Genomic DNA, 17,658 nt, shown 5'->3' with positions numbered 1-17,658 from the left:
ATAGCAGATATTTTAATATACATCGTAAGGGTTTTAACCTTAAAGGCAATAAGTAAAAAATAGCAGCATACAAATTAAATTAATTAATAATTCATAATGTTATTGACTATTATTCTTATCCGGTGTAACATTGCTTTATCGTAATACTTTAGCGAGTTGAATCGCTGATGTATTGAATGTAAACTGGGGGTATTAAATATGGGAAAAACAAAGAAAAAGTTTGGTATGGTATTATCCGCTGCTGTTTTACTATTAGCTGCATGTGGTACAGATGATTCTGCTGCAACAAAATCCACTTCTGTAAAGTCTGACGATAAAGAAGTATTTAAAATAGGTGTTACTCAAATTGTAGAACATCCATCATTAAATGCAGCTTACGAAGGATTTCAAAAAGCTATTGAGGATGCAGGACTCGAAGTCGAATATCAATATGAGAATGCTCAAAATGATAATAGTTTAAACTCAACTATTGCAAATAATTTAGTAAACTCAGGAGCCGATTTAATATTTGCCAATTCAACGCCTAGTGCTCAAGCAGTTGCGGCTCTTACAGAGGACATTCCAATTGTATTTACTTCTGTAACTAACGCTGTTGATGCTGAACTTGTAGATTCAATGGAAAGCCCAGGTGGAAATGTAACTGGAACAGTTGATACACAACCTGATGCGATTCCAAATACTATTGCATTTTTGAAAAATGAGTTAGGTGCAAAGAATGTTGGTATGGTATTTAATGCAGGAGAGCAAAATTCACGTTCATCTGTAGATGCAGTAAAAGAAGAAATGGCCAAAGTTGGTCTAAATGTAGTAGAAGCTTCCGTTTCAACATCAGCTGAAGTGAAGCAAGCAACTGAATCTTTAATAGGGAAAGTTGACTCCTTATATATCATCACTGACAATACGGTTGTTTCAGCTCTTGAATCCGTAGTAGATGTTGCTAATGAGCATAAGTTACCGATGATGGTAGGCGAGTTCGATTCTGTTAAACGTGGCGGATTAGGAGCATATGGCTTTGAATTTTATGACATCGGTTATGAAGCTGGAGAAATGGCTGTTAAAATCTTGAAGGGTGAAAGTAAACCAGCTGATTTGGCCGTTCAATATCCACAAAATTTGAAATTTGTTTTAAACAAAGATACTGTTGATGCCCTTGGAATAGAAGTAAAAGATGAATGGGAATCAGAATTTGCGGAATAGATAGGAGTTTGATGTTTTATGTTTACAGCAATCTTTGGGTCAGTTGAGCAAGGGTTTATATATGCACTTATGGCTCTCGGTGTTTATTTGACCTTCCGAGTGTTGGATTTTCCTGATTTGACGGTTGATGGAAGCTTTGTAACAGGAGCAGGAACAGCAGCGGCGATGATAGTGTTAGGCTATCATCCTGCTATTGCAACACTCGTTGCTATATTTGCAGGATTCCTAGCAGGATGTATGACAGGGATTTTACACACGAAAGGGAAGATTAATCCACTACTGTCGGGAATATTAATGATGATTGCTTTGTATTCCATCAATTTGAGGATAATGGGTTTTACAATTGAGAATTCTGTAGGAAGACCTAATATCCCTTTGATGAATGAAGGAACTATATTTAGCCAATTTTTCAGTTGGTGGGGAAGCTTAGGTATAGATGATACTATTAATGGATTCTTAACTTCTTTAGGTATACAATATGTTCCTAAAACTTGGGGGACACTAGTAATTGTAGCTATTTTAATAGTTATAATAAAATTTATTTTTGATTGGTTCTTAAAAACGGAAGTTGGTTTAGCAATTCGTGCAACCGGTGATAACAAGAAAATGATTCGCAGTTTTTCAGCAAATACAGATACGCTTGTCATATTAGGATTAGGTATCTCCAATGCCCTTGTTGCATTTTCTGGAGCTTTAATCGCTCAGTATACAAAAGCTGCTGATATAGGGTTGGGTATTGGAATGATAGTAATCGGACTTGCCTCCGTCATAATAGGAGAAGCAATTTTCGGTACGAAAACAATCGTTAGAACAACTATTGCTGTAATCACTGGTGCTATCATTTATCGTATCGTTTTAGCATTAGCGCTTCGCGTAGAATTCTTGGATGCAGGAGATATGAAGCTAATTACTGCATTTATCGTAATTGTAGCGCTCATTTTACCTCAGTTCTTCGAAAAACGACGTGAAAAGAGCAGGAAAGCAAAACGACATGCATTGCGTGAATCGGAAGTCTTAGCTCTTAATAGAAGTAAGGAGAGTGAGAACCTTGCTTAAATTAAATAATATTAACAAAATTTTCAATGAGAGTACTGCAGATGAGAAAATTGCATTAGATCGTATAAATTTAACGCTAAATGTTGGTGACTTTGTTACCGTTATTGGAAGTAATGGTGCGGGTAAATCTACCATGTTAAATATGGTTTCTGGGGCATTGACTCCCGACTTTGGCCAAATTTATATTAATGGAGAAGAAGTGACAAAATTACCCGAATTTAAACGATCCAAGTTGATAGGAAGAGTGTTTCAAGATCCAATGTCTGGTACTGCACCAACCATGACAATTGAGGAAAACTTAGCAATTGCCTATTCTAGAAATAAAAAAAGAAGCTTGAAAATTGGAGTTGATAAACAGAGGAAAGAACTTTTCCTTCACTCACTTGAAAGCTTGCATTTAAATCTTGAAAACCGGTTAAACGCTAAAGTTGGACTGCTTTCAGGTGGAGAAAGGCAGGCATTATCATTGTTAATGGCTACATTTACAAAGCCTTCTATATTATTGCTAGATGAGCATACAGCTGCCTTAGATCCTTCTCGAGCAGAACTAATAACTAATTTGACCGAAAAGCTTGTCAAAAAAGATAATCTAACCACTTTAATGGTTACTCATAATATGCAGCAAGCATTAGACTTAGGAAATCGTTTGATCATGATGGATAAAGGACAAATAATATTAGAGGTTGGGGAAGAAGAGAAGAAACACTTAACCATTGAAAAGCTAATGCAAGAGTTCCAACGTATTCGTGGCCAAAAGTTAACAAGTGATCGAGCATTATTATCGTCCTAAACAACAAAAAGAGCAGCCATGGGTTGCTCTTTTTGTCTGTTTAATGAGTCACGAATAGATAAACGTTTCCTTTCCGTAAGTATTGTTTAGTTGGAGCCATTCTAGAGGGTTTTTAACTATATAAAAAAGTGGTTAGTAGTAACCTAAGTTACTACTAACCACTCTGTGAGTAAAGCTATGTTATTAAGTGGATATATTAAGCCATTGCAGCTTCGATATTGCCCCACGGAATTTCCATTGCTTCTGCAAGACCTTGTCCGTATGCAGGATCTGCTTTATAGCAGTGAATGATGTGACGAATCTTAATGAATTCTTCTACGCCATCCATATTGCGTGTTGTGTTATCAAAAAGAACTTGTTGGTCTTCTGGACTCATCAATCTGAATAGTTTACCTGGTTGCTCATAGTAGTTATCATCATCTTCACGGAATTCCCAAATTCCAGCATCTCCATGAAGTGGTAAACGTGGCTCAGTATATTGAGGTTGAGTTTTCCATTTTCCATAACTATTTGGCTCATAAGGTAATGTTCCACCTAAGTTACCGTCCACACGCATTGCTCCGTCTCTATGGAAAGAGTGTACCGGGCATTTTGGTGTGTTAACTGGAATTTGATGATGATTTACACCTAAACGATAGCGTTGTGCATCACCATAAGAGAATAGACGACCTTGTAACATTCTGTCTGGAGAGAAGCTAATACCAGGTACAACGTTAGCTGGTGTGAAAGCCGCTTGCTCTACTTCAGCAAAATAGTTTTCAGGGTTACGGTTAAGTTCCCATTCTCCAACTTCAATTAGAGGGAAGTCTTTTTTATACCAAACTTTTGTCAGGTCGAATGGATTGTAAGGCATGTTGTTAGCTTGCTCTTCTGTCATTACCTGAATGTACATTTTCCATTTCGGGAAATTGCCTTCTTCGATATTATCGTATAGGTCACGTTGGTGACTTTCACGGTCCACACCAACAACTTCAACTGCTTCTTGATCAGTTAAGTTTTCAATGCCTTGTTGTGAGCGCATATGGAATTTAACCCAAACGCGTTCATTGTTAGCATTGATCATACTGAATGTATGGCTACCAAATCCGTGCATTGTACGGTAAGATTTTGGAAGTCCTCTGTCACTCATTACGATAGTCACTTGGTGAAGTGCTTCCGGTAATGATGTCCAGAAATCCCAGTTGCTATTTGCACTGCGCATACCAGTACGTGGATCACGTTTAATAGCGTGATTTAAATCTGGGAAGTTAAGTGGGTCACGGAAGAAGAATACAGGAGTGTTGTTACCAACTAAATCCCAGTTACCTTGCTCTGTGTAGAAACGCATAGAGAATCCACGGATATCACGTTCAGCATCTGCTGCTCCACGTTCACCAGCTACTGTGGAGAAACGAACGAACATTTCAGTTTCTTTACCGATTTCTGAGAAAAGAGCTGCTGAAGTATATTGTGTAATGTCATGAGTAACAGTAAATTTACCGTAAGCACCAGATCCTTTTGCATGCATACGACGCTCAGGAATTACTTCTCTATCAAAATGTGCTAGTTTTTCTAATAACCATACATCTTGTAATAATAATGGGCCACGTGGTCCAGCTGATTGCGAGTTTTGATTGTCTACTACAGGCGCGCCCGCTGCAGTTGTCATTTTGTTATTGTTGTTGTTTTGATTTTCTGACATTCAATTTCCCCCTAGATTAGAATATTTATAATACAAGAATCATTATATCAAACAGATTAAAATATTGCTAGAATAGAGGTGTGAAGATTTTTAAAAACTTTATATTAGTATATTAAAAAATGTAACATCAAACGCTATAAACGTTGATGTTACACAGGTTTTTATCATATAAGTAATTCAAATAGAGTGCTATCTTTATTTACTTCTTTGTAGGAAAACCCATTCTCATTCATACGATAAAGAATACCAGAATAGTCTTCTTTGTTTTTCAATTCGATGCCCACAAGTGCAGGTCCACTTTCTTTGTTATTTTTTTTAGTATATTCAAAAGTGGTAATATCATCATTTGGTCCAAGAACCGTATCCAGGAATTGACGTAATGCTCCTGCTCTTTGAGGGAATTTGACGATGAAATAATATAGTAACTCTTCATAGATTAATGATTTTTCTTTAATCTCTTGCATACGCCCAATATCATTATTACCCCCACTTATGACGCAAACTACAGTTTTCCCTTTGATTTCTTCCCTATAAAAGTCCAATGCTGCTACGGATAGAGCACCAGCAGGTTCAGCGATAATTGCATGCTTGTTGTATAAATCTAATATCGTCGTACAAACTTTTCCTTCCGGTACAAGAACAATATCATCCACGTACTTTTTGCTTAGTTCATAAGAGAGATTTCCAACACATTTTACTGCAGCTCCATCTACAAATTTATCTATTAAATCTAGCTTAATTGGACCTCCGTTTTGGAAAGCAGCCTGCATACTTGCAGCTCCCTCAGGTTCAACCCCAATTACTTTGGTGAAAGGAGAGACATTCTTTATATAAGTAGATAGTCCAGATATTAAGCCTCCACCACCAATGCTACCAAACAAATAATCTATAGGAACATCAATATCATTCATTATTTCTACAGCAACAGTTGCTTGCCCCGCAATGATATCCGGATCATCGAATGGGTGGATGAAAATTCTATCCTCCGTATCTGCATAAGCCGTTGCACTTTCTGCGGAATCATCAAATGTATCACCGGCTAGAATGATTTCCACAAATTCACGTCCAAACATTCTCACTTGATCAATTTTTTGTGAGGGCGTGGTTAAAGGCATGAAAATCTTTGCGATGATACCGAGTTGTGCACATGCGTAAGCGACACCTTGTGCGTGGTTACCAGCACTTGCACAAACTACTCCTTTTTCCCTTGCTTCTGCCTCAATTGTTTTAATCTTATAGTAAGCCCCACGTAATTTAAAAGAGCGGACATGTTGTAAATCCTCTCGTTTGAAATAAATAGTAGCTCCATACTTTTCTGATAAATACTCGTTTTTTTGTAAGGGAGTATGATAGACGACATCTTTTAAAAACTGATGTGCAATTAGGACATTCTCCACTTGTATTGATTTCGTATCTGTTAATTGCATAAGGCGGTATACCTCCAATTTCATTTAAAAGATTAATATAGTTTATCACACTACATCGCTAAAATGCTAGTTAATATTGTTAATTCTAAATTGTTTTATAAATGGTTTAATGTTCGTTATTAACATTAAAAGTTTAAATTAAACAAAATATATTGACTTTATTGGTAGAATCGAACATAATATGTTCATAGTAAACGTTTTTATGAAAAGGAGAATTGTATGACTCCGATATTAAGAAAGAAACGCATCATTGAAGAGCTTGCCATAAATGGAAAAGTAGAAATTTTGGATTTAGTAAATTTACTAGATGTATCTGCGATGACCATTCGTCGTGATCTAGATGAACTAGAAAAACAGAAGAAATTGATAAGAACTCACGGTGGAGCCGCAATACCCGAGGCTATTATTGCCGAACAGAGCTATATTCAAAAAATTTCTGAAGCTCATCCACAAAAAGTAGAAATTGCTGAAATCGCTATAGGACTTGTAAAAGATGGTATGAAAATTTTTCTCGATTCTGGTACTACTAATTTTGAAATTGCCAAACGTTTAAAACAGAAAATAAATTTAACGATTGTAACAAATGACATTAAAATAGCTGCAGAATTGATGGATAGCAAAGTGGAAGTCATTATGTTAGGTGGAAAAATTCAAAATGGTGTAGGGGCAGTTTTCGGAACATATGCAGAAAATATGTTAAAAGAAATCCATGTAGATATTTTGTTTTTAGGTGCCCATGCAGTTCATTCAACACTAGGCATTACATCTGCTACTTTTGAAAAAGCTTCTATAAAGAGAGAAATGATTAATAGTAGCGAATCAGTTTATCTAGTAGTGGATGCTCAAAAGTTCGGAAAGAAAGCGTTTGCTAAAATAGCGGATATCGATTGCGTGACAGCTATCATAACAGATCAAACACTTCCAGAAGAAGTAGAAGAAATCTACAGTGAAATGACTACCTTTATTAAGGGCGTGAAAAAATGAAAGTTGGAATTATTGCAGATGATTTAACCGGTGCTAATGCAACTGGAGTTCTCCTTTCTAAAAATGGGTTCAATAGTGCTACTGCAGTTTTTGGGGGAGAGGTGCCAAAAACGGGTGGTTTTACTTCCATTAGTGTTGACACAGATAGTAGATATTGTGCACCAAGTATTGCACAAAATAGAGTGTTGAATGCGTACGAACAGCTTTCGACATGGGGGGCAAGTATTTTTTGTAAGCGCATTGATAGTACGGTACGTGGAAACCTTGGAGTAGAAACAGACACATTATTAGATGCAATAGGAAAAAATAGTGTGGCAGTAGTTGTTACATCTTATCCAGATTCAGGACGTATCGTATCTGGGGGGTATCTATTGATAGATGGTGTACCAGTTGAATCTACGGACGTTGCGAAGGATCCAATGAATCCAATTACAATCTCTCATGTGCCTACTATAATGATAGAGCAAAGTCAGTATCCAGTTTCCCACATAGGATTAGGGAGAGTTTTAAAGGGAAAAAATAGTATTCAATTGGAAATGATGAAACAAATAGAAGCTGGAAATCGGATTATTGTTGTAGATGCTGTGACAAATGAAGACATTGATCATATAGCAGAGTCGATGGCTGCAATTGAGGGAGTGGTTTTTGTGCCCGTGGATCCAGGTCCATTATCCGCATCTTATAGTCGTTTAATGGCTCATCAGCATGTGTTGACGAATAAGTTCATCGTAACGGTTGGTAGCATAACTCCTTTAACTGGAAGACAACTAAATTATCTAATAGACAAGAAAAATGCTGACCCTGTTTATGTCAATACGGAGGCATTAGCTTCTACTACTAGTACGTGGGACGAAGAAATAGAGCGTGCGATGAAGGAAGCAATCATTAAATTAGAGGATCAAGAAGTATTAATCATCACTACGTATGCACCGGGTTCAGGGAAACTAGATTTAAAAGAAATAGCTGTTAGAGAAGGAGTAACAGAAGAAAAGCTTGCCAAGCGCTTAACGGAAGGTTTGGCTAGAGTTACTCACAGTGTTATTGACCAAACAGAACATGCAATTGATGGAATGTTTTCCAGTGGTGGCGATGTGACAGCAGCTCTATGCTCTGTCAGTGAAGCGCAGGCTATTGGTTTGCAGGATGAAGTACTTCCTTTAGCGGCATATGGTCATTTTATAGGAGGAGCTTTCGATGGCATTCCTGTAATTACTAAAGGTGGCATGGTAGGGGATAAGTACTCTATTTATAAGTGTGTAAGATTCTTAACAAACAAAAAAGAAGAAGGAAGTGTTTAGGATATGACTACAGTTCGAGAAATTATTGCAATTCCTATGGGAGATGCGGCAGGTATTGGACCTGAAATTACAGTTAAATCTTTAGCTAAAGAAGAACTTTACACAATGTGTAAACCTCTTGTTGTAGGGGATGCGAATATACTTCGTAAAGCAATCGAAGTAACTGGTGTAAATTTAAAAGTTCGTGTCGTTTCATCACCAGCAGAAGGTTCCTATGAGTTTGGGACGATAGATGTAATGGACTTAGCAAATATTAATATGGAAGATTTCGCGCCAGGAGAGGTTTCGGCACAAAATGGACAAGCAGCATTTGAATTTATCAAACGCTCAGTGGAACTTGCAATGGCTGGCGAAGTTAAAGCAATTGCAACTACTCCGATCAATAAAGAATCATTAAAAGCAGCAAAGGTTCCTTATATCGGTCATACAGAAATGCTTGAGGATTTAGGTGGTGCTCCAGATCCACTAACAATGTTCCAAGTAAAAGGAATGCGTATATTCTTCTTAACAAGACATGTGTCAGTTGCAGAAGCAATTACGCAAATGACGAAAGAAAGAGTTCGTGATTATTTAAATAGATGTGATAAAGCTCTACAACGTCTAGGAGTTGAGAGTCGTAAGCTTGCAGTTGCAGGATTAAACCCCCATTCAGGGGAGGGCGGTCTATTTGGTATGGAAGAAGTAGAAGAAATTAAACCAGGTGTCGAACTTGCGAAAGCAGATGGAATTGATGCCTACGGTCCAGTACCGGCAGATTCAGTTTTCTTCCAAGCACTAAATGGTAAGTATGACGCTGTTCTTTCTCTATATCATGATCAAGGTCATATCGCGGCGAAAATGACGGATTTCCACCGTACAATATCTATTACAAATGGTCTGCCTTTCCTACGTACGTCTGTTGATCATGGTACTGCATTTGATATAGCGTGGAAAAACATTGCATCTGAGGTAAGCATGTACGAATGTATTAAACTTGCTGCTGAATATGCACCGAAATTTACTCGTGAATCATTATAAGTAATTAGTATAGAAGGAAAGTATTATACTTTCCTTTTTTAAAAACAGAGGATTGAAAGGGGTTTCATGGGATGTCATCTGAGTCACAAGTAATTTTAGGTCTTATCATTGGGGTAATTTTATTAGTTTATCTAGTAGTAAAAACGAAAATTCATGTGTTTTTAGCATTAATAATCGCAGCAGCAATAACAGGAATCATCGGAGGAATGTCACCACCTAAAGTAGCCGATGCCATAATTGGTGGTTTCGGTAGTACGTTAGGGTCCATTGGTATCGTAATTGGGTTTGGAGTTATGATGGGTAGATTATTGGAAGTTTCCGGTGCTGCAGAACGTTTAGCATATGCACTTATCAAGTTTATAGGAAAGAAAAAAGAAGAATGGGCCATGGCCCTTGCAGGATACATAGTTGCGATTCCTATATTTGTAGATTCTACGTTTATCATTTTAACGCCATTAATAAAATCTGTTGCAAGAAAAACTGGTAAATCAGTTGTTGCAATTGGAATTCCGTTGGCAATTGGTGCGGTAGCAACGCATCATGCGGTTCCACCAACTCCAGGACCACTAGGGGTTGCAGGAATTTTCGGAGTAGACATTGGTCAAATGATTATTTATGGATTGATTTTTGCAATTCCTATTATGTTAGTTGGAGTTTTCTATGGTAAGTGGTTAGGTAAGAGAATATATCAATTGCCAAATGAAGACGGCACGGACTGGGTTCGTCCTGAGGATGAAATGACATATGATGAATTTGTTCAACTCTCAGATGAACGTAATAAAGAGCTACCTTCCTTGTTCCGTTCTATATTACCGATTGTCTTACCGATTGTATTAATCTTCCTGAATACAACGTTGACAGCATTAGAAATTACGGGTGGAATTTATGATTATCTTATTTTCTTAGGCCAACCAATTATTGCGGTAGGGTTAGCTGTAATTGCAGCGATTTATGCATTAGCAGGACGTTGGAGTCGTGAAGATACACTTGCCAGGATGGAAGAAGGTATGAACGCTGCCGGGGTTATTCTATTAATCACTGGTGCAGGTGGAGCATTCGGCTATGTATTACGTGAAAGTGGTGCAGGTGACTATATTGGAAATCTCGTAGCTTCCTTACCATTACCTGCTGTATTAATACCGTTCATAGTTGCCTCCCTTATAAGGTTGATCCAAGGTAGTGGGACTGTTGCAATGATAACAGCTGCATCTATTTCAGCACCAATTCTAGTTAATATAGATGGTGTAAATATGGTGCTCGCAGCACAAGCCGCAGCACTTGGCGCAATGGTATTCTCATATTTTAGTGATACAATGTTTTGGGTTGTTAACCGGTCACTTGGTATCACAAATACGAAAGAACAGATTATGGTATGGTCAGTACCAACTACATTAGCTTGGGGTGCATCACTAATAGCTATTCTGGTTGCAGATATATTTGTTTAATAATTTTTTCTAAAGACGCTCTCTATGGGCGTCTTTTTACTATTAGAGAACAATTCGTTTTAATGGTGAACGAATAATACGTAATTATCAATTCCATTCTTCTAAAATGATATAAGGTCGACTGCAGGACGAAAATGGAGAATCGAAAATCTTGAATATAACGAATTTTTTCGCTTAGTAGAAGGAAATTTAAATAGATGCTAGGAGTGAAAGGGTGTATAGTGTTTAGAGTGGTTTTATAGATTCGGTGAGATGTTGAAGGGAAGTAATAGGGTTGAAAAAAATTTTCACAAAGTCCACAATGCTACTCTTGTTTTTAATTTTTGTTTGGGGAGCAAGTTGGCCTATATATAAACTTGCATTACCATATACTCCTCCCGTCATATTTGCAGGAATGAGAGCAACAATGGGTGGATTACTATTAGCAGTAATATTATTTAAAATTAGGGATAAATTAAATTGGCGTGAGAATTGGCGTCTGTATTGCACTTCTGCCTTATTAAATACAACTTTATTTTTTGGAATTCAAACAGTCGGGTTAAATTATTTACCGGGTGGATTATTTTCCATTCTTGTATATTTTCAACCTGTATTATTAGGGCTTTTTGCATGGATTTGGCTCGGTGAATTTATGACTCCTGGAAAGATTTTGGGGTTAGTAATTGGCTTTATAGGTATTGTTATTGTGAGCTTGGATGGTTTGACTTTCCATGTATCAGTTATTGGTGTAATTTTAGGGTTATTAACTGCTTTCTTTTGGGCTTTAGGTGTTATATACGTCAAAAAAGTGAGCAATAGAGTGAATCCATACTGGATGGTTTCCATGCAATGTATAATAGGCGGTTTTGTATTGATAGGATTCGGGAGCTTTTTCGAGGACTTCTCAGATATCGTTTGGAATAGTAAATATATCAGTGCCTTAACATATGGTTCCGTATTAGGTATACCTCTGGCACAAATAGTATATTACAAACTTATTAGAGAAGGTGAAGCTAGTAAGGTAGGTTCCTCCACTTTTATGGTACCAATTATTGCCGTCATATTAGGAGCGGTATTCCTTGAGGAACCAATTACATATTTACTCATTATCGGGTTAGTTATGGTTGGCATTAGTATCTTCCTTGTAAACTATAGAAGTAAAAAGAAACTGATAGACTATAGTAATAAACGCTAATAATTTTAATAGAAGGTGATAAAATGAAAAATAAGACTGTAGTTCGTTCAATGGATATCTTAAACTTGTTTCTCGAAAACCCAGAACTCACTTTTCAAGAGATAATTGATCTATCTCAAATACCGAAAACTTCTGTTTACAGAATGCTTCTGACTTTAGAAGAAATGGGTTTCGTAGAAAAAGGAAAAGATTCAAAATACCGATTGGGTTTATTGTTTCTAACGTATGGAAACCTTGTAGCTTCCCGGCTAAATTTGAGGCAAATTGCTTTTGATATTATGCAAGAATTACATAAAGAACTAAAAGAAGCTATAAATCTAATCGTTCGCCAAGGCGATGAAACAATTTATATTGAAAAAGTGGATGTCTATCAAAAAGTTCGATTGTATACTGCTGTCGGGAGAAGAAGCCCTCTTTACGCAGGGGCATGTGCAAGGGCTATTCTTTCTTTTTTACCTGACCAAGAAATCGAGACCTATCTAAATAAGACAGAGTTTGAAAGAATTGCAACTGGAACAATAACTACTAAAGAAGAGTTATTAAGATCTATAAGTGATGCAAGGGTAAATGGATATACAATAAGCCATTCTGAACTAGAGGATTATACTTCTGCAATTGCAGCACCCATTTTGGACTTTAAAGGGGAAGTAGTTGGAGGGCTTAGTATTGCAGGTATCGAAGCTAATTACCAAGATGAGAATATTGAATTTTATGCCCAAAAAGTAATGAAGGCTGCTGACGAGATTTCATATAAGCTAGGCTACACTAAACCCCCTCAATAAAAAATGAGGGGGTTTTTGAATTTATGGATATAGTTTAAAGTTAATCGCTTTTTTGATAAGGTGTATCTTTTGTTCATTTTGAATGAATGCCTGCTCTGCTTCTTCCAATGTTACTAATTTAAACTGGATAGTAGCTTTGGGTGGAAGTTGAGCAAGCGTAGGCAAATCTGCAGAAATTACCTGTCCTATTTTTGGATAACCACCTGTTGTCTGTCTATCGGCCATAAGAATGATTGGCTGTCCACTAGGGGGGATCTGAATAGTACCAAATGTAACTCCTTCCGATAACAGTTCAAAGTTTTCAGAAAGAGAAAGTGATGATCCCTCTAGCCGATATCCCATTCGATCAGACTGTAACGATAAAGTGAAAACTTCCGTCAAAAGTTTATGTTGACTTTCTTTATCAAACCTATCAAATTCTGTCCCCTGTATTACTCGAATTATTTGATGCTTGCCCAAATTTATCAACTCATTATAATTTATGCTCCAATTGCCCTTGTTTTTCTGCCTAATTTTTGACGGCTTGCTATTGAAGATTTTTGAAGAAGTTAGAGGAAGCACATCCCCTTTTTGTAAGGCCCTCCCTTTAAATCCGCCAATATTGGCACGAAGATATGTGCTTTTACTACCCATCACCGCAGGAATGTCAATTCCTCCTGCAATCGCTATATATGCTCTACTTCCATCTATGGCTGTATGAAATTTTAACACCGAGTTTTTCCTAACAATAATCGGGCTCCATAGCGGTGCAGGCCTATCATTAATAGTAGGTAAGAAATTAGCACCAGTTATAGCAATTAGTGTTTCTTCCTCAAATTGAAGCTTAGTTCCATACAGTGTGATTTCTAGAGCAGCCTCATTTTCAATATTACCAACTAAGAGATTACCAAGCCTTAAGGAATAGGAATCCATTGCTCCACCTACGATAACACCGAACTTTTGAAAGCCGTACCTCCCTAAATCCTGAATAGTAGTCAGCAATCCCTGGTGTAGCACTTTGATACTCATTTCTTCAACCCCTCGTATAAGAAGTATTCCTCAGGCGCAATGGAAACAAATTGAATTTTGTCGCCTGCCTGTAAAAGTGTGGGAGGAGACTGTTTTGGAAGAAATAAGTTTAGGGGAGTTCGACCAATGATTTGCCATCCACCAGGTGTTTCTAACGAATAAATCCCTGTTTGTTTACCAGCAATACCTACTGAACCTTGCGGAATAGATAATCTTGGGGTGTCTCTTCTTGGAGTAGCTATTCGTTCATTCATACCTCCCATAAAAGGAAATCCCGGTGCAAATCCTAACATATAAACCAAACATTCACTACTTGTGTGAATATCAATAACCTCGTCTATTGTTAGATTATTTACTGACGCAACATTCTCTAAATCAGGACCGAATTCACCACCGTAGCAAACTGGAATAGTTACAGTTCTTGTGTCGGTTCTGTTCTCCAAAGTTATTTGTTGAACAATTTTCTTTATATGATTACTCACTTTATCATAGGCGCTATTCGAACCACTGTGTACGTTTTGTACCAAAAAAGGATTATAGTACACGCTAATATTATTATAAGCAGGTACGTATTCTATAATTCCCTTAAAGGGATTAGTAGAAATCAGCTCTGAGAGACTTTTTACAAGTTTATGTAGGGTAGGACTTATACCTTCTCCAAGCTGAACAATAAGTGCAGAATCGCCTAAAGGTTTAATGTCGACTTCTAACTGGGAAGAATTCATAATTGGAAAAACTCCTTTAGTTTCGAATTGCGGTACTTTAGTTCTTAAAAATGAACTATATAAATTATTATAATTGTCTAAATTTAAATTACAAGTTTTGTTTTTGCACCATATTTAATAACCTAATAAAAAATAATATCTATTCAGAAAAATCAAACTGTGGTAAACTTTTTTTAAGTTTCAAAACTAAGGTTCCATATTGCGGAACTAATCAGAGCTGATTCTATTATTATATCTGGGGAGGGTTTAGAAAAATGTTTAAAGTAGATATAAATTGTGATTTAGGTGAAAGTTTTGGACGTTATCAATTAGGAGAACAAAAAGAGATATTGAAATATGTAACTTCTGCTAATATAGCATGTGGTTTTCATGCGGGAGATCCTAGTGTGATGCGAGAAACTGTAAAACTAGCTATAGATTATGGGGTTAAAATCGGTGCACATCCAGGTTTACCAGATTTAAACGGATTTGGTCGTAGAGAAATGAATATCTCTCCCCAAGAAGGCTACGACATGGTAGTTTATCAAATAGGAGCATTACAAGCATTTTTAGCAACTTTTGATGAAAAGATGCAGCATGTAAAACCTCACGGAGCATTATTTAATATGGCAGCGAAAAACAAAGAGCTAGCCGAGGCTATAGCGCAAGCAGTTTATGATGTGGATCCATCCATAATTCTCTTTGGGCTAGCGAATAGTGAATTAACAGCTGCAGGAGAAAGAATTGGTTTACAGACAGCTCATGAAGTTTTTGCAGACCGCACCTACCAGGAAGATGGAACTTTAACTTCTCGTCAACATGCAGATGCATTAATAACTGATACGTATCAATCGGTTGCACAAGTTGTCAAAATGATTAAAGAGGGGGTAGTGATATCTCAACAAAATACGGAGGTATCGATAAAAGCAGATACAGTTTGCATCCATGGGGATGGAGAACATGCGGTTACATTTGCAAAACAGATTAAAGAAACTTTAGAGCGCAGCAATATTGCTATATCTTCATTAGTAGACTAGGGGGAGAGAGAGATGTCAAAAAAGAATATTATTGCTGTGAATAGTAACAAGAAAGTTACGAATAGCGTATTGCTTGGTGCTGCATTTTTAATGGCAACTTCATCCATTGGACCAGGTTTTTTAACACAAACAACCGTATTTACTCAACAATTAGCAGCTAGTTTTGGATTTGTTATTTTAATTTCTTTAATATTAGATGTATTTGCTCAACTTAATATTTGGAGAATCATTACTGTATCTGGTCTTCGTGGTCAAGAGATTGCAAATAAGGTATTGCCAGGGCTTGGTGTAGTTTTAGCAATTCTTATTGTGATGGGTGGACTAGCATTTAATATAGGAAACGTCGCAGGTGCTGGTCTAGGATTAAATGCAATGCTAGGAATTGATCCGATTACTGGTGCAATAATAAGTGCTGTATTTGCTATATTTATCTTCGTAGTTAAAGAAGCAGGTAAGGCAATGGATAAAGTTGCTCAAGTAGCTGGCTTTGTCATGATATTACTAATGCTTTATGTAGCGTTTATAACATCTCCTCCAGTAGGAGAAGCGATAGTAAGAACATTTGCACCTTCTGAAATAAGTATTTTTGCGATAGTTACATTAGTCGGTGGTACAGTAGGCGGCTACATTACTTTTGCAGGTGGACATAGATTGCTGGATGCAGGAGTAAGTGGAATAGAATCGATACCAGATGTGACAAAAAGTTCGGTGACCGGAATTGCTGTTACAGGTATCATGAGAGTCGCTTTGTTCCTTGCAGTTCTAGGAGTAGTATCTCAGGGGTTGGCAATAGATCCAGAGAATCCACCAGCTTCAGTATTTAAACTTGCTGCCGGTGAGATTGGGTATCGTATATTTGGTGTAATTATGTGGGCGGCAGCCATTACTTCAGTGGTAGGAGCAGCTTATACATCCGTTTCATTTATTCGTTCTTTCCACCCAAAAATCGAAAAATATCATAATTGGGTAATTATATTATTTATTATTGTATCTACTGTGACATTTGCTTTTATCGGAAGACCTGTAAACGTTCTTATCCTTGTAGGAGCACTTAATGCACTAATTTTACCACTTGCCCTCGGCACTTTACTGATTGGAGCTTATAAAAAAGAAGTGGTTGGAGAGTATAAACATCCTCTTTGGATGACGATAGGTGGTGGATTAGTAACGATAATCATGGGTGTTTTAGGTATCATGACACTTATAGAACAAATTCCATTGCTTTTTTAACTAGTTAGGAGTGAATTAGTATAAATAACTATATATCCATGTCACCCAGTAACATACGTGAATTGATACGTTCTGGAGAAATCACAGGTCCTACAGCTGGAATGTCTAAAGGCTATACACAAGCAAATCTAGCGATATTAAAGAAAGAATATGCATATGATTTCTTGCTGTTCTGCCAGCGAAACCCCAAGTCATGTCCTTTAGTCGATGTAACTGATATAGGTTCTTTTGTGCCTAGGTCAATTGCTCAAAATGCTGACATACGCAAAGATATCCCAAAGTATCGGATTTATAAAGATGGCATCTATGTAGAGGAAGTTTTGGATATTACTGATTACTGGGAAGATGATATGGTAGCTTTCCTTATTGGATGTAGTTTTACGTTCGAAACTCCACTACTGGATGCTGGTATCCCGATTAGACATATTGAAGAAAACTGTAATGTACCAATGTATAAGACGAATATTGCGTGTGTGAAAGCAGGAGTTTTTGAAGGGCCGACAGTAGTAAGTATGAGACCAATGTCTTCTGCAGACGCAATTAGAGCTACACAAATTACTTCCAGATTTCCAGGGGTACATGGTGCGCCAATCCATATTGGAGATCCAAGAACAATTGGAATAACGGATTTATCGAAGCCTGATTTTGGAGATTCAGTTACGATAAAGGATGGAGAAGTGCCAGTTTTCTGGGCTTGTGGTGTTACACCTCAAGCAGTCGCTATGCAGTCCAAGCCTTCTATAATGATTACTCATGCACCCGGCTGCATGTTTATCAGTGATTTAAAAGACGAAAAACTGAGTGTATTTTAAGGCTTAGGCAATCCAT

General features: G+C 37.2%; 16 protein-coding genes. 12 read left to right on the top strand and 4 right to left on the bottom strand.

Going from position 1 to position 17,658, the window contains the following annotated elements:
• Positions 1-198: 198 nt before the first annotated feature.
• Genes BM260_RS02230 through BM260_RS02220 form a run of 3 tightly spaced genes read left to right on the top strand, consistent with a single transcriptional unit; the run spans position 199 to position 3,043 of the window.
• Positions 199-1,197, top strand: coding sequence for an ABC transporter substrate-binding protein (locus tag BM260_RS02230; protein WP_093534575.1), 999 nt, complete (start codon positions 199-201; stop codon positions 1,195-1,197).
• An 18-nt stretch (positions 1,198-1,215) separates the two neighbouring features.
• Positions 1,216-2,253: an ABC transporter permease gene (locus BM260_RS02225; RefSeq protein ID WP_093534573.1), complete on the top strand. Its 1,038-nt coding sequence runs from the start codon at positions 1,216-1,218 to the stop codon at positions 2,251-2,253.
• A complete protein-coding gene (locus tag BM260_RS02220) occupies positions 2,246-3,043 on the top strand; it encodes an ABC transporter ATP-binding protein (RefSeq protein WP_093534571.1) in 798 nt (265 codons plus the stop codon). The genes BM260_RS02225 and BM260_RS02220 overlap by 8 nt, the downstream gene beginning before the upstream one ends.
• A 196-nt stretch (positions 3,044-3,239) precedes the next feature.
• Here BM260_RS02220 and BM260_RS02215 read toward each other — a convergent pair whose 3' ends face one another.
• Positions 3,240-4,724 carry a catalase gene (locus BM260_RS02215; protein WP_093534569.1) on the bottom strand — a complete coding sequence of 495 codons (1,485 nt, stop codon included), beginning with the start codon at positions 4,722-4,724 and terminating at the stop codon, positions 3,240-3,242.
• A 164-nt stretch (positions 4,725-4,888) separates the two neighbouring features.
• A complete protein-coding gene (ilvA, locus tag BM260_RS02210) occupies positions 4,889-6,151 on the bottom strand; it encodes a threonine ammonia-lyase IlvA (protein WP_093534567.1) in 1,263 nt (420 codons plus the stop codon).
• 219 nt (positions 6,152-6,370) lie between these two features.
• Between ilvA and BM260_RS02205 the strand changes: the two genes are divergently transcribed.
• From BM260_RS02205 to BM260_RS02180, 6 genes are all read left to right on the top strand, one after another.
• On the top strand, positions 6,371-7,135 hold the full coding sequence (locus tag BM260_RS02205; protein ID WP_093534565.1) for a DeoR/GlpR family DNA-binding transcription regulator: 765 nt from the start codon (positions 6,371-6,373) through the stop codon (positions 7,133-7,135).
• Positions 7,132-8,433, top strand: coding sequence for a four-carbon acid sugar kinase family protein (locus BM260_RS02200; protein WP_093534563.1), 1,302 nt, complete (start codon positions 7,132-7,134; stop codon positions 8,431-8,433). The genes BM260_RS02205 and BM260_RS02200 overlap by 4 nt, the downstream gene beginning before the upstream one ends.
• Positions 8,434-8,436: 3 nt before the next feature.
• Positions 8,437-9,450 carry a 4-hydroxythreonine-4-phosphate dehydrogenase PdxA gene (gene pdxA / locus BM260_RS02195; RefSeq protein ID WP_093534561.1) on the top strand — a complete coding sequence of 338 codons (1,014 nt, stop codon included), beginning with the start codon at positions 8,437-8,439 and terminating at the stop codon, positions 9,448-9,450.
• Between the two features lie 71 nt (positions 9,451-9,521).
• Positions 9,522-10,895 carry a GntP family permease gene (locus BM260_RS02190; protein ID WP_093534559.1) on the top strand — a complete coding sequence of 458 codons (1,374 nt, stop codon included), beginning with the start codon at positions 9,522-9,524 and terminating at the stop codon, positions 10,893-10,895.
• Positions 10,896-11,169: 274 nt separating this feature from the next.
• On the top strand, positions 11,170-12,069 hold the full coding sequence (locus BM260_RS02185; protein WP_093534557.1) for a DMT family transporter: 900 nt from the start codon (positions 11,170-11,172) through the stop codon (positions 12,067-12,069).
• Positions 12,070-12,092: 23 nt separating this feature from the next.
• A complete protein-coding gene (locus BM260_RS02180; RefSeq protein ID WP_093534555.1) occupies positions 12,093-12,851 on the top strand; it encodes an IclR family transcriptional regulator in 759 nt (252 codons plus the stop codon).
• 21 nt (positions 12,852-12,872) lie between these two features.
• Here the strand turns inward: BM260_RS02180 and BM260_RS02175 are convergent, their stop codons facing one another.
• Entirely contained in the window at positions 12,873-13,859 is a 987-nt protein-coding gene (locus BM260_RS02175; RefSeq protein WP_093534553.1) for a 5-oxoprolinase subunit C family protein, read from the bottom strand.
• Positions 13,856-14,584: a 5-oxoprolinase subunit PxpB gene (pxpB, locus tag BM260_RS02170; RefSeq protein ID WP_093534551.1), complete on the bottom strand. Its 729-nt coding sequence runs from the start codon at positions 14,582-14,584 to the stop codon at positions 13,856-13,858. The genes BM260_RS02175 and pxpB overlap by 4 nt, the downstream gene beginning before the upstream one ends.
• Before the next feature lie 254 nt (positions 14,585-14,838).
• On the opposite strand from pxpB, the gene pxpA reads away from it, so the two are divergent.
• Genes pxpA through BM260_RS02155 form a run of 3 tightly spaced genes read left to right on the top strand, consistent with a single transcriptional unit; the run spans position 14,839 to position 17,642 of the window.
• A complete protein-coding gene (gene pxpA / locus BM260_RS02165; protein ID WP_093534549.1) occupies positions 14,839-15,600 on the top strand; it encodes a 5-oxoprolinase subunit PxpA in 762 nt (253 codons plus the stop codon).
• A 12-nt stretch (positions 15,601-15,612) separates the two neighbouring features.
• Complete coding sequence (locus tag BM260_RS02160) at positions 15,613-16,830, top strand: NRAMP family divalent metal transporter (RefSeq protein ID WP_093534547.1); 1,218 nt, start codon at positions 15,613-15,615, stop codon at positions 16,828-16,830.
• A 38-nt stretch (positions 16,831-16,868) separates the two neighbouring features.
• The gene (locus tag BM260_RS02155) at positions 16,869-17,642 is read left to right on the top strand and encodes a putative hydro-lyase (protein ID WP_093534545.1); all 774 of its coding nucleotides are present in this window, start codon (positions 16,869-16,871) and stop codon (positions 17,640-17,642) included.
• The last annotated feature ends 16 nt before the right edge of the window (positions 17,643-17,658 follow it).

It is taken from the genome of Psychrobacillus psychrotolerans (genome assembly GCF_900115805.1).
GTDB classification, from domain to species: Bacteria; Bacillota; Bacilli; order Bacillales_A; family Planococcaceae; genus Psychrobacillus; species Psychrobacillus psychrotolerans.
The sequence above is the reverse complement of the archived record's forward strand: the minus strand, read 5'-3'. Positions and strand labels throughout refer to the sequence as shown.